This is a genomic window from Pyxidicoccus sp. M15 (genome assembly GCF_056858435.1).
Genome location: NZ_CM166495.1, coordinates 12,874,885 through 12,887,588, shown reverse-complemented (window position 1 = coordinate 12,887,588; position 12,704 = coordinate 12,874,885). Strand labels below are relative to the sequence as shown.

Here is a 12,704-nt window from a genome sequence, read left to right as displayed (position 1 = left end):
AATGAGGGTTCCTTCCGCGCGGGCTGGCCGCCGGGCGGGGCTGCCCGCGGAATGAGGGTTCCTTCCACGTAAGCCGGCTGCGGCGCGAGCCCGCCACGCGAAGGGGCAGGGCATGAGCAGTGAGAGCCCCGTTTCAACGGGGCGCCCTGTCGCTGAGATCGCTGCTCCGTTCAGCGCCCGTCGCGGGTCAGCTGCTCGACGTCGCGGAGGAGGCGCTCGGTGGAGTCGCTGTCCGCGCTGTCGTAGTAGCCGCGAATCTGACCGTCGCGGTCCACGAGGACGAAGTGGGTGCCGTGGAAGATGGAGAGCAGGTCGTCCTCGGGCGCACCGGCCTCTCGGCCCATGCTGATCTTGAATCCGTTGACGATGGTGTCCTTGAGCTGCTCGTAGTCGCCGGTGAGGAAGCTCCACCGAGTGAAGTCGGCGCCGTGGCGCTGGCCGTACTCGGCGAGTCGCTCGGGCGTGTCGTACTTCGGGTCTACGGAGAACGAGACGAGCTGGAGCCCCGTTCCAAGTGACGCGGTGCGCTCCTGCACGCCGACCATCTTCCGCGTGAAGGCGGGGCAGATGGTGGGGCAGCGGGTGAAGATGAAGTTGGCCACGAAGGGCCGTCCCCGGAGCTGCGCGCCGCCGAAGGGCTTGCCGTCGTGTCGGGTGAAGGTGAACTCCGGCATGGCGCCGAGCTGGGGCAGCGGCTCGCTCCGGCCGCGCACCAGGGCGACACCGGCCATGAGCGTGATGCCGAGCGCGACGACGGCGATGCCGGCCCAGAAACCGGGACGCTGGGTGAGGCGGGCTGGAGGGGCCGCGAGGGTGGAGTCGGCGGACATGGGCCTCCCAGGTAACGGAAGCCCGGGGCCGGCACAAGCGCGGGCGGCCCCCCTGCGACATCATGACTTCTCACGGAATGTAGGTGGCGCATGGCCGCCTCGGGGGCAGGCAGGCCCGCGGTGAGCAAGCAGGTCCGGCGCTCCCCTGGCGAAGGCGGGTCCAGGCCGCTCCGCGTACACCGGACCTGGGCTTCCTTCGAAGGAGCCACCGCGGGCTTCCGTCCGATATGCGCCCGGCACCACCCTTCCGACGCGCGGTCCGCCAGGCGGCGAAGCAGGGGGAGGGTGGGAGGCGCCGATGCCTTGAGGGGACCGGTTCCGCGTGCTACCCGAGAGGGAGTGATGCCCGCCGAGTGCTCCACCTCCGGCCGTGACACGACACCCCAGGTGAGGGACAGGGCTCCGTTGTCCAGGGCGGCTTCGTTCTTCGCGCTGCTCCTGGGCGTCTTCCCAGCGGAGGTGCTCGCGTGTCCCTCCTGTACGCTGCGGGCTCCTGAATCGACGATGCGCTCGGTGCTGCTTCTCGGGGCGCTGGTGCTCGCGCCGTTCCTGCTCGTGGGAGTCGGAATCTGGGCCGCACGGCGGGCGATGCGCGAGGAGCGCCTGTGAGGGTGCTTCCCGCTGGCGCAATCGCGGACGCGCTGTTCGCGTCGGTGCCGCCGTCGCCCCGGATGGCCGTTGGCGAGGCGGTCCTGCTTGCCGCGTCGCCATCTTCGAGCCGGGAAGAAGGCTCCGCGTCCCGGTCCGCTCATGCCCTGGTGGTTGCAGCCGCCGGACAAGAGCCCGCCTCACTGACTCCGCCCGCTCATGTCCTGGCGGTTGCTGCCCCCGGACAAGAGCCCACCTCACCGACTTCGCCCGCTCCTGCCCTGGCGGTTGCAGCCGCACCTCCTCCCGGACAGGAGCCCAGCTCACCGACTCCACCCGCGCACGTCCCGGCTGCCGCTCCGGGCACGTCGACCCCGGACGCTCCACGCGCCGCCTTGACGCTGTCGCTCCCCGAGGACGCGAGCACGCACGGGCACCGCATCGACACACTGCTCGCGTGGAGCCACCGCTTCGACGCGGTGCTCATCGCCGTGGCGCTCGGCTGGCTGGTGCTGGCCGTCTGGCGATTCCACCAGGCGAAGCAGGCCGCGTCGGACGGAGGAACGCGCCGCTCGCGGGCCTGGGTGCTGGGACTGGCGCTCGGCGCCTTCGTGGTGGTGGACGGGACGTTGCTGCTCGGCTCGGAGGGCTACCTGCGCGATGTACTGTGGAACTTCCACGTGCCCGCGGCGGACCCGCGCACGGTGCGCATCGAAATCAACGCGCACCAGTGGTCCTGGGAGGCGCGGTACGCCGGCACGGACGGCCGCTTCGGCACTCCCGACGACGTGGTGACGTGGAACGACCTGCGCGTCCCGGTGGGCGCTCCCGTCTGGGTGCAGCTCGTGTCCACGGACGTGGTGCACGGCTTCTCGCTGCCGCACTTCCGCGTGAAGCTGGATGCGATTCCGGGCCGCGTGAATCAGACCTGGTTCCAGGCCGCGCGCGAGGGCGCATGGGAAGCCGCCTGCTACCAGCACTGCGGCACCAGCCACTACCGGATGCGCGGCGTGCTCACGGCCATGTCTCCGGAGTCCTACGCCACCTGGCTGCGCGAGGCCTCGAAGCAGGCCACGCAGGCATATGACGCGGAGGACCTCGCGGCCCACTGGGGCTGGGAGTGGAAGGCGCCATGAGCTTCTTCTCCTCGGACCACAAGGCGGTGGCGCGGCGCTACCTGTGGAGCGGGCTGGGCTTCCTGCTGCTCGGAGGGCTGCTGGCGCTGCTCATCCGCTGGCAGTGGGCGTATCCGGGGCAGCCGGTGCCCGGACTGTCGTGGGCGCTCCCCGAGTCGCGCGGCGCGCTGACTCCGCCGGCATACACGGCCGTGTTCACCATGCACGGCCTCATCATGATTTTCTTCGCGGTGACGCCGCTGCTCTTCGGAGCGCTGGGCCACTTCGTCCTCCCGCTGTCCATCGGTGCGCGGGGGCTCGCGTTCCCCCGGCTGTCGGTGGTGGGCTTCTGGCTCTACGCGCTGGGCGGAGCGCTGGTGCTGGCCTCGTTCGCGGTGCGGCTCGGCCCGGCGAGCGCGGGGTGGACGTCGTATCCACCGCTGTCGACGCCGGCCTTCACTCCGGGCCTGGGGCAGACGCTGGTGACGGTCGCCGTGCTGTGCGCGGCAGCGTCGTCGTTCCTCTACGGGCTCAACTTCGTCGTCACCGTGGTGCGCTGCCGCGCGCCGGGGATGACGTGGGGGCGGCTGACGCTGACGGTGTGGGGGCTGTTCTTCGCCTCGGTGCTGAACGTGCTGTTCGTGCCGGTGCTGGCGGCGGCCACGGCGCTGCTGCTGATGGACCGGCTGCTGGGCACGCAGTTCTTCATCGCGGGAGCGGCGGCGGTGGGCGGTGGCGGCGACCCGGTGGTATACCAGCACCTCTTCTGGCTGTTCGGCCACCCGGAGGTCTACATCCTGATTCTCCCCGCGTGGGGGATGGTGGGTGACTTCGTCGCCTTCTTCAGTCGCAAGCCCGCGCATGGCTACCGGCTGACGGCGGGGGCCATGGGCACGGTGACGGCGCTGAGCGGGCTCGTCTATGCGCACCACCTCTTCACGAGCGGGATGTCGCCGTTGCTCGGGCGCACATTCATGGTGCTGACGCTGCTCATCTCCCTGCCCGCGGAGGTGATGTTCCTCAACTGGCTGATGACGCTGTGGCGGGGCAGCGTGCGGCTGACGGCGCCGATGCTCGCGGCGCTGTCCACGATGATTGTCTTCGGCCTGGGCGGGATTACCGGCCTGGCGCTGGGCGCGGTGGCCACGGACGTGCCGCTGCACGGGACGCTGTGGGTGGTGGGGCACTTCCACCTGACCATGGGCGCGGCGAGCTTCCTCGCCGTCTTCGCGGGGCTCTACTTCTGGTTCCCGAAGATGTTCGGGCGGGCACTGCACGAGGGGCTCGCGAAGGCGCACGTGCTGTCGAGCGCGGTGCTGTTCCTCGGCGTGTTCGGCGGGCAGCTCGCGGCGGGCTACGCGGGCCAGTTGCGGCGGCTGTATGACCCGTACCAGTACACGTACCTGAAGCACCTGCTGCCGCTGAACCAGTGGACGTCGGCGTGCGCGTTCCTGCTCGGCGCGGCGCAGGTGCTGTTCATCGTGAACCTCGTCTGGACGCTGGCGAGGGGCCGGGTGGTGGGGGCGAACCCGTGGAAGGTGGGGACACTCGAGTGGACGTGCACCCCGAGCCCTCCGCCCGCGTGGAACTATGACCCCGTGCCCGAGGTGCTGTGGGGGCCGCATGCGCTGTCCCAGCCGGAGGTGCTCGCGCAGCTGGGGCGGGACTGGATTGGTCAGGCGGAGCGGCTGCCGGACGCCGCCGGGACGGAGCCGGCCCCGGTGGATGCGGAGGGCATGGACCGCGTGTCCACGTCGGGAGGTGCCGCGTGAAGCCCATGATGTCCATGCGTGCGCCGCACGAGGCGGAGGCCTCGCCGGAGGACGTGGCGACGCGGTGGCTCGGCACGGTGCTGGGGCTCGCGGCGTGGACGATGTTCTTCGTCTCGCTGACCTTCGCGGTCGGCTGGTACCGGATGCGCGAGCCGTGGCCGCCGCTGCCCCTGTCTCCGTGGCTGCTCGCGCTGCCGGGCCTGCCGCTCCTCCTGGGGAGCGCGCTGCTCTGGAGACGTCGCGACGACGCACGGCGGCTGTTTCGCACCCTGAAGGCGGCGCTGGTGCTGGGCGCGGTCTTCGTCGCCATGCAGGCGGCGTGGACGCACCTCGCCTGGTGGAACCACCACCTGCGCATTCCCGAGGATGGCGTGTCCGCCTCCGCCTTCTACGGGCTCACGGCGCTGCATGGGCTGCACGTGCTCGCCGTCCTCGCGGGCGTGCTCTTGTGCGCCGTGCGCCTCAAGCGGGGCAGGGACGTGCGGGACTCCGTGCGGCGTCAGGCGCTCGGCTGGCACTTCGTGGCGGTGATGTGGCTGCTCCTCTTCCTGGCGGTGTACCTCCCATGAAGCCTCACGCTCCTCGCGCGGGCCTCGCGGCCCTGCTGCTCACCGTGGCCGCCTGTCGCTCGAAGCCCGCGCCCACCTTCGAGCCGCTGAAGCTCGCCGACGGGCGCACCGTGCCCGCGCAGACGCTGTCTCGTGGGCACGCGGTGTACACGCACTACTGCGCGTCCTGTCACGGCGAGCAGGGTGACGGGCAGGGCCCGGCGGGGCGGGGGATGCGGCCGGTGCCCCGCAGCTTCCGCCAGGGCCTCTTCAAGTTCGGCGGAGTCTCCGCGGGAGAGCTGCCCACCGACGACGCGCTGAAGCGCACGCTGCGCCGCGGGCTGCACGGCACGCCGATGTTCGCGTGGGACGTGCCCGAGTCGGACCTGGACGCGGTGGTGCAGTACCTCAAGACCTTCAGCCCGCGCTGGAAGGACGAGGCGCCGGGGCAGCCGCTCACTCCCTCTCCGGACCCGTGGAAGGGCCGCGAGTCGGAGGCCGTGGCGCGCGGCAGGGTCGCGTACCACGTGGCGGGCTCGGGGAACGCGGGCTGCGCGAGCTGCCATGTGGCGTACCTGCCTCGTGCGGAATTGGCCGTGCTGATGGAGCAGGCGCTGGGCCGCAAGGTGGACCTGTCCCGGATGGACCCGTACACCGCGCAGCCGAGGGACTCCGAGCACCCAGTGACGGTGGACGCGCAGGGCGAGCCCACCCAGACGGAGAAGCTGCTGCCGCCGGACTTCCTCTTCCACCCGCTGCGCACCGTCTGGCAGGAGGGCGACACGGTGGAGGGCACCCCCTACACCGCCGAGCGGCAGCGCGAGGACCTCTACCGCGTCATCGCCGCGGGCGTGGGCGGCGCGGCCATGCCGACGTGGAAGGGCGCCATCCCCGAGGAGAACCTCTGGGCGCTCGCGTACTACGTGCAGACCCTGGTCCGCCTGAGGGACACCGACGAGGCCCGGGCCCTCAAGGAGCGCCTCCGCACCTCCTCCGCGTCCGTCCAGTGAGAACGGACTGATTCGGGAATCAAATAAGTTCGGCCCGGACGAAACACTTTCTCAGCTCCGCCGAAAATGTTGGCACGGTTCATTTCTCCTCCCCCCAGGAGCCCCTTCTCGTGACGACCTACTCCGTTCGCAGCGGCGACACCCTCGGTGCCCTGGCCCGGCGCTTCAACACCACGACGGACAAGCTGGCGAAGGCCAACGGCATCGCCAACCCGAACAAGATCTTCGTCGGCCAGAAGCTCGTGGTGGATGGGTTCGACGCGCCCCGCGCCACGGGTGGGGGCTCGAAGGGCTCCAGCTACACGGTGAAGTCCGGCGACACGCTGAGTGGAATCGCGGGCCGGCACGGCACGACGGTGGGCGCGCTGCAGAAGGCGAACAACATCGCCAACCCGAACAAGATCTACGCCGGCCAGAAGCTCACGATTCCGGGCAGCGGCGGCGCGGCGCCGAGCAAGCCGTCCTCCGGCGGAGGCGGCTCGTACACGGTGAAGTCGGGTGACACGCTGAGCGGAATCGCGGGCCGGCACGGCACGACGGTGGGCGCGCTGCAGAAGGCGAACAACATCTCCAACCCGAACCTCATCCACGTGGGCCAGAAGCTCACGATTCCGGGTGGCGGCGCGGCGCCGGGCAAGCCGTCGAACCCGCCGCCGGTGGGCGGGGTGAACGGGCCGAAGCCGGCGCCGGGCGGGTCTGCCGGGGTGACGGTGGCGCAGCTGCGCGGGGTGATGCCGAACCTGTCGGAGGCGAAGGCCAAGCAGTACCTGCCGTACCTGAACCAGGCGATGGCCGAGGCGAACATCACCACGCCCCAGCGCAAGGCGATGTTCCTGGCGCAGCTGGCGCACGAGAGCGGCCAGCTCCGTTACATGGAGGAGATTGCCTCGGGCGCGGCGTACGAGGGCCGCAAGGACCTGGGCAACACGCAGCCGGGCGACGGCGTGCGCTACAAGGGCCGCGGCCCCATCCAGCTCACCGGCCGCGCCAACTACCGGGCCGCGGGCAAGGCGCTGGGCATCGACCTGGAGGGCAACCCCTCGCGCGCCAAGGACCCGGACGTCGCCTTCCGCATCGCCGGCTGGTACTGGCAGTCGCGCAACCTCAACACCTACGCGGACCAGGGCAACTTCCGCGAGGTCACCCGCCGCATCAACGGCGGCTACAACGGCATGGCGGACCGCGAGGCCTACTACCGCCGCGCGCAGAACGTGTTCTGAGCCGTCCCGCCTGACATGACACGGCAGTGACGCGAGGACCGTGGGCCTGTAGGGCCGCGGTCCTCGTCGCGTTTGCGGGGGCGCGTCGTGGAGCCACGCGCCCAGGGGGGCTCGAGCCGACGACGGCTTCGCGAGCCCGGAGCCGGAAGCCTCCGGCGCATCCTCCCGCGCCTCACCGGGTCTCGCTCGCGGGACGGAGGCGTCCGGTGGATGCGATGCCCCGCCGCCCCGTAGGCCCGGGAAGGCGTTGGTCCGTCCACTGCACCGGGCAGGCGTTCCCACAGGAGCGCGCCCATGTCCCGAATCGACCCGTCCAGCAGCACCCCCGTCCCCATCGACACTCCCACGGAGCCCGGCCCGACGCCGCCCCCGTCGCGAGCGAAGGACACCCCCGCTCCCGCCGCCCGCAACGAGGTGCGCGCCTATGATGGGCCCTCCGCCCGCGCACCCCGGGCCCCGGCCTCCCAGCCGGCACCCGCCTCCTCCGGCCCGGCCATCTCCGCGGGAGAGCTGACGGCACGGGGCGGCAGGATGGGTCCGCCTCCCGCGTCCCCGTCCGAGGTGCCGGACACCGTGTACTCGGACGTCCGCTCGCACCTGACGCGCAACCTCCAGAACTGGTTCATCAACGGGAGCGACGTGAAGGCGGTGCACGCGGCGCTGGGGACGCTGCAGCCGGGGGCTTACCGCGCGGCGCTGGAGCGGATGGAGCGCGATGGCCTGCTCGGCGAGTACGTGAAGGCGCAGGACCCGGCCACGCGGACGGCCTTCCTGGAGCAGGCCGAGTCCAAGGGCATGCTCGAGCGCCGCAAGGGCACGGCGCCCGCGGGCCCGCTGGGCTACCCGGCCGAGCCGGACTTCTTCCGCAACGACGCGAAGCTGCCCCAGTCCCTGCGCGGCGCGGTGAACGAGCACGCCATGGACGTGGGCTCCGCCTTCTACCGGGCCCACACCGAGTACCTCGGCCGCTACGTGGACGCCGTCAACGGGGCGAAGAGTCTCCGGGAGCTGAGGGCGCTCGGGCCGCCCCGGCAGGCGCAGCTCCAGGACAACGTCCTCGGCATCGGCCGGAGGGACGCGGCGGGAGAAGCGTACGCGGCGCAGTGGCGGCGCGCCCTCGGTCCGCCGGACTCGGTGAACCGCGCGTACCAGACGGTCAACGCCCGGATGCGGGAGCTGACCGGTGAGCGGGCTGGAGGAAGCATGCAGCTCCATGGCAAGGGCTCGCTCACGGCCCACGGCGTCAAGCTGAGCGAGGAAGTGCGCGTGGATACCCGGGGGAAGGTGGGCCACAAGGAGGAGGCGGGGGTGGTGCTCAAGGGCGGGGCGCTGAGCCTGGAGCTGATGCAGAGCGCGTCGGGCAAGCAGAAGGTGGAGACGAAGCTGGACCTGGGCGTCCTCAAGCTCGGCGTGGACTCGGACGGGCGGGCGAAGGTGGAGCTGGGCGCGGGGAAGCTCGCCAGGGGGTTCGTGACGCTCAACGAGCAGAAGGCGGAGTTCGGCGGCGGCATCTCCACCGAGCTGAAGTACGGTGACAACAAGCTCGCCGCCGAGTCCGGCTTCAACATGAAGGGCCTGTCAGCCGCCCGGGTGGGCGAGTCCTTCGACAAGGACCACCGCGGCCTCTTCGACCCTCCGCGCGAAATGGAGGCGGGGACGTCCTGGGACGCCCTCACCCCGAAGCAACGCGCGGGCTACGAGGCGCGGGACTGGAGTCGCGAGGAGTGGACGCAGCGCCTGGCCCACGAGCAGCGCAAGTCCCGGTAGCGCGCACCCTCACCGGACGTTCGCGGGCAGCAGCTTCTCCACCACGACGATGTCCTGCCACACGCCCTCGAGCGGGGCGTGCTTCTCATGCAGGCCCACCTCTCGGAAGCCGAGGCTCGCGAGCAGGGCGCGGCTGCGCGTGTTGGTGGCGAAGACGCGCGAGGTGAGCTTGTGGAAACCGGCGGCCTCGACGGCCTCCAGCAGCGCCTCCATGGCGAGCCGTCCGGCCCCGAATCCTCGCGCCTCCGGGGCGACGTAGACGCTGAAGTCGGCGATGCCCGCGTAGCACTCGCGCGGGCTGTACGTGCCGCTGGAGGCGAAGGCGACGACGCGGCCCTCGTCCTCCACCACGATGACGGGGTGGCGTCCTCCCAGCCAGCCGGCGATGTCCCCGGGCGTGCGCGGCCGGGTCTCGAAGGTGGAGCGGCGCTCGGCGATGCCGGCGTTGTAGATGCTCGCGATGGCCGCGCAGTCCTCGCGCGTGGCGGCCCGGGCGTTCAGCCGGGGGCGGCTCATGACGGCTCCGTCGTCGTCGGCGGTGCGAGGGCGGGCGCCTCGTTCCCGGGCTCGGACTTCGCGCGCATGGAGTACGCGGCCGCCAGCGGCAGGTACCAGGGAACCACCAGCAGGGTCAGCAGTCCGCTGGAAGAAGAGGACCCCAGGGCCATGAGCCCGCTGAAGGCCAGCCACGCCAGCCCCTGGAGCGTCATGCCCCGGGCTCCCAGAGAGCGCAGGCCCTTCGAATCCGCCAGCTGTCCGAAGAGGGCCAGCAGCGGCGGGCCGGCCACCAGTCCCAGGCGGACCAGGTGGAACAGCTCCCAGCCCGAGTTGTAGACGCTGGACGAGGAGAGCAACACCATCAGGACGACCTGGACGACCAGGGCCAGCAGCGTGAGGACCACGCCCGCCGTCGAGCCTCCCTCCTTCGCGTCCCGCCTGCGCCCTCCGGCCTGCTGCCGCACGTCCTCCAGCACGTCCGGGTGCACCTCCAGCGCGTACGGGTAGCCCAGCTCCAGCAGGGCCTCCAGCGCCGCGGCGCGCACCGTCTTCCCGTTGCTCCCCGTCCTGTCTCGCGCCTCCTCGGGCAGGTCCATCAGCGCCAGCAGCAGGTCCGCCCGGGCGCGCGGCGTCTCGTCGTCGGCGGGCGGCCGGGCCATCGCCGCGAGGAGCGCATCCACCTCGGCCTGGATGACGCCGGGCGAGCTCATGGCCTCCTTCAGCTCGGCCAGGGACTGCGCGGGCGCCCAGGGGGCAAGCGAGGTTTCTTCCGGCGGGACGGAGGCTGTGGCCGCTGCGGCGGAACGGGTTCGGGATGAGGCCATGGTGGGCGCGGGGTGGTGGAGGACAGTCTACCGCCGGGGCGCCCGGCCGGTGCTCGCTGCCGTCGGCCGTGGGGCAGGGGAGCGGGCTCCCGGAGGAGCAACGCCTGAACCGCATGTGCACCCTACCCCCGTGTAACCCCTTTCATGACGAGCGAGGAAGCGCATGGCGACGGAGCGAGCGCAGCGGTTCGTGGACGCGCTGTTGAAGCTGGAGGAGCACGGCGACCTGGAGGGCATCGTCGCCCTCTTCAGCGACGACGCGCAGGTGAGCAACGCGGCCTCTGCCCGGGTGTTCCGAGGACCGGACGGGGCCCGGCAGTTCTGGAAGGAATACAAGGGCACGCTGTCGCAGGTGCGGTCCACCTTCCGGAACATGATTGAGGCCGGGGACCGCGTGGCCCTCGAGTGGGAGACACAGGGCACCGCGGAAAACGGCGCGGCCGTGTCGTACGAGGGCGTGTCCATCGTCGAGTGGGATGGGGACCGCATCCGCCGGTTCTACGCGTACTTCGACCCGCACGCGCTCGGCCAGGAGCTGTCGCAGAACATCGGGCCCCGCTCGCAGGTGCCCAGCACCACGCCGGCCTGAGCGCGCCTCACGCGGGCGCGCGGGGCAGCTCCACGGTGACGGTGGTGCCCTCGCCGGGCGCGCTCTCCAGGTGGATGCGCCCGCCATGGGCCTCCACCACCTGCCGGGAGAACCACAGCCCCAGCCCGAAGCCGCCGTAGTGGCGCAGGGGCACCGCGCGCCCGAAGCGCTGGAAGAGGTGGGCCTGCTGCTCGGGAGGAATCCCGATGCCCCGGTCCCTCACCACCAGCCGCGCGACGTCCTCCGGCGCGGCCGTCAACTCCAGCTCCACCGGCTGGCCCTGGCCGTACTTCAGCGCGTTGGACACCAGGTGTGTCACCACGCCGTCCACGCGCGCGCGGTCCCACCGGCCGGGCAGGGCGGCGGGGGCGTGCAGGTGGACGGCGGTGCTCGCGCGCAGCATCTCGTGCTCGAAGCGGCCCAGCACCTCGCGGCACAGCTCCACCAGGTCCACCGGCTCGGGGTCCAGGTGCAGCCGGCCCTCGGACAGGCGGGACACCTCCAGCAGCTCGCGCACCAGCCGGCCCAGCCGGTCCACCTGCTGCACCGCGGCCGAGGCGCGCGTGCGCACGTCCGCGTCCGGCACGCCCCGCTGCAGGCACGCGAGCTGGAGCTTGAGGGACGTCAGCGGCGTGTTCAGCTCGTGGCTGGCGACGGAGAGGAAGTCGTCGCGCAGCTGCAGCGCCTGCTGCGTCTGGTGGAAGAGGTGCGCGTTGCGCACCGCCGCGGTGGCGCGCCGGGCCAGCTCCAGGGCCAGCGCCAGGTCCTCCTCCGTGTGGTGGCGGCCGGACAGCGAGTGGCCCAGCGTCAGCGCGCCCAGCACGCCCTCCGGCGTCGCCAGCGGCACGGACAGCCACGAGCACGGCGCCAGCGCCCGCGGCAGCGCGCCCTGGGCCGCGGCGCCCTCCGCCCACGCGGCGTCCACGTGCGGGTGGAAGGCGGGCTGTCCGGAGTCGAGCGCCCAGACGGAAGAATGGGTGGGCTCGGCCGGCTGCCAGCGGCTGGCGGCGAGCAGCGCGGCGGACTCGGGCGCAATCGCGTGGAAGGTGCGGCGCACCTCCAGGTCCGGCCCGCGCACGTCGATGATGCAGAAGTCGCCCAGCGAGGGCACCAGCGCCAGGGCCACGCCGCGCAGGCTCTGCCCCACGTCCAGCGAGGCGGCCAGCATGGCGGTGGCGTGCTGGAGCAGCCCGGCGCGCTCGGCCTGGCGGCGCTCGGCGGCGAGCAGCCGCGCCCGCTCCAGCGCCATGGCGGCCTGCTGCGCCAGCATGTCCATGAAGGCGCGCTCCTCGGTGTCGAAGCCGCGCGACTCCAGCCAGGTGAGCGCGAGCACGCCCACCACGCGCCCTCGCGCCAGCAGCGGCAGGGACGCGGAGGAGTAGCTCCCGGAGTAGACGGTGCGCACGAGGGCCTCCGCCTCGGGGGCCTCCTCCGGTGGCAGGGAGGGCCCGGCCTGCCAGACGGGAGCGCCGGTGCGCGCCGCCTCGGTCACCGGCATGCGCACCGTCAGCGGCACGCGGGCCAGGGCGGGCAGCACGGCGCTGTCGTACCGCACGGTGTGTGCGAGCTCCAGCGTGGAGCCCGTCGCGTCCAGCAGGAAGAGGATGCCGGCATCCGCGGGCAGCGCGCGCACGGCCTCCTCCACCACGGCGCGCGCCACGTCGTCCGCCGTGAGCGCGCCGGACAGCGCGAGCGTCAGGGCCTGGAGGCTCTGCATGCGCGCGGTGGCCAGCTCCGCCCGGGCGCGAGCCCGGCGCTCGTGGGTCGGGAACTCCAACAGCGTGCCCTGCCAGCGCTTCTCCATATGCAGTGCCCACGCCGCGCATGGGGCGGGTGGTCCGAAGACGACTGAAACGCATCCGGAGCCGAATTGCCGGCCCCGGAGGCGACGACTGTCCTGCGCACGTCAGTCCCGGACCGTCAGTGAACAGACCGTTCAGGTG

The 12,704-nt window shown here is 72.1% G+C and carries 12 protein-coding genes; 8 read left to right on the top strand and 4 right to left on the bottom strand.

All coding sequences use genetic code 11. The features are described 5' to 3' along the window. Nucleotides 1–170: 170 nt before the first annotated feature. Nucleotides 171–830: an SCO family protein gene (locus ACX9TP_RS48220; protein ID WP_482977497.1), complete on the bottom strand. Its 660-nt coding sequence runs from the start codon at nucleotides 828–830 to the stop codon at nucleotides 171–173. Nucleotides 831–1,172: 342 nt separating this feature from the next. Between ACX9TP_RS48220 and ACX9TP_RS48215 the strand changes: the two genes are divergently transcribed. The 7 genes from ACX9TP_RS48215 (at nucleotide 1,173) to ACX9TP_RS48185 (ending at nucleotide 8,850) form a co-directional block, all read left to right on the top strand. Continuing rightward, nucleotides 1,173–1,439, top strand: coding sequence for a hypothetical protein (locus ACX9TP_RS48215; RefSeq protein WP_482977496.1), 267 nt, complete (start codon nucleotides 1,173–1,175; stop codon nucleotides 1,437–1,439). A gap of 374 nt (nucleotides 1,440–1,813) precedes the next feature. Next, complete coding sequence (locus tag ACX9TP_RS48210; RefSeq protein ID WP_482977495.1) at nucleotides 1,814–2,554, top strand: cytochrome c oxidase subunit II; 741 nt, start codon at nucleotides 1,814–1,816, stop codon at nucleotides 2,552–2,554. Next, nucleotides 2,551–4,305: a cytochrome c oxidase subunit I gene (locus tag ACX9TP_RS48205; protein ID WP_482977494.1), complete on the top strand. Its 1,755-nt coding sequence runs from the start codon at nucleotides 2,551–2,553 to the stop codon at nucleotides 4,303–4,305. Before ACX9TP_RS48210 ends, ACX9TP_RS48205 begins: the two co-directional genes overlap by 4 nt. Before the next feature lie 5 nt (nucleotides 4,306–4,310). Next, complete coding sequence (locus tag ACX9TP_RS48200; protein WP_482982337.1) at nucleotides 4,311–4,874, top strand: cytochrome c oxidase subunit 3; 564 nt, start codon at nucleotides 4,311–4,313, stop codon at nucleotides 4,872–4,874. After that, on the top strand, nucleotides 4,871–5,863 hold the full coding sequence (locus ACX9TP_RS48195; RefSeq protein ID WP_482977493.1) for a c-type cytochrome: 993 nt from the start codon (nucleotides 4,871–4,873) through the stop codon (nucleotides 5,861–5,863). Before ACX9TP_RS48200 ends, ACX9TP_RS48195 begins: the two co-directional genes overlap by 4 nt. A gap of 110 nt (nucleotides 5,864–5,973) precedes the next feature. Beyond that, nucleotides 5,974–7,083: a glycoside hydrolase family 19 protein gene (locus ACX9TP_RS48190; RefSeq protein WP_482977492.1), complete on the top strand. Its 1,110-nt coding sequence runs from the start codon at nucleotides 5,974–5,976 to the stop codon at nucleotides 7,081–7,083. A gap of 294 nt (nucleotides 7,084–7,377) precedes the next feature. Next, complete coding sequence (locus tag ACX9TP_RS48185) at nucleotides 7,378–8,850, top strand: hypothetical protein (protein WP_482977491.1); 1,473 nt, start codon at nucleotides 7,378–7,380, stop codon at nucleotides 8,848–8,850. A 9-nt stretch (nucleotides 8,851–8,859) separates the two neighbouring features. Here ACX9TP_RS48185 and ACX9TP_RS48180 read toward each other — a convergent pair whose 3' ends face one another. Then, a complete protein-coding gene (locus ACX9TP_RS48180; RefSeq protein ID WP_482977490.1) occupies nucleotides 8,860–9,366 on the bottom strand; it encodes an arsinothricin resistance N-acetyltransferase ArsN1 family A in 507 nt (168 codons plus the stop codon). Continuing rightward, entirely contained in the window at nucleotides 9,363–10,058 is a 696-nt protein-coding gene (locus tag ACX9TP_RS48175) for a hypothetical protein (RefSeq protein WP_482977489.1), read from the bottom strand. Before ACX9TP_RS48175 ends, ACX9TP_RS48180 begins: the two co-directional genes overlap by 4 nt. Before the next feature lie 277 nt (nucleotides 10,059–10,335). Here ACX9TP_RS48175 and ACX9TP_RS48170 point away from each other — a divergent pair, with 277 nt between their 5' ends. Continuing rightward, on the top strand, nucleotides 10,336–10,761 hold the full coding sequence (locus ACX9TP_RS48170) for a nuclear transport factor 2 family protein (RefSeq protein ID WP_482977488.1): 426 nt from the start codon (nucleotides 10,336–10,338) through the stop codon (nucleotides 10,759–10,761). 7 nt (nucleotides 10,762–10,768) lie between these two features. Here ACX9TP_RS48170 and ACX9TP_RS48165 read toward each other — a convergent pair whose 3' ends face one another. After that, on the bottom strand, nucleotides 10,769–12,565 hold the full coding sequence (locus tag ACX9TP_RS48165; protein ID WP_482977487.1) for a sensor histidine kinase: 1,797 nt from the start codon (nucleotides 12,563–12,565) through the stop codon (nucleotides 10,769–10,771). Between the last annotated feature and the right edge of the window lie 139 nt (nucleotides 12,566–12,704).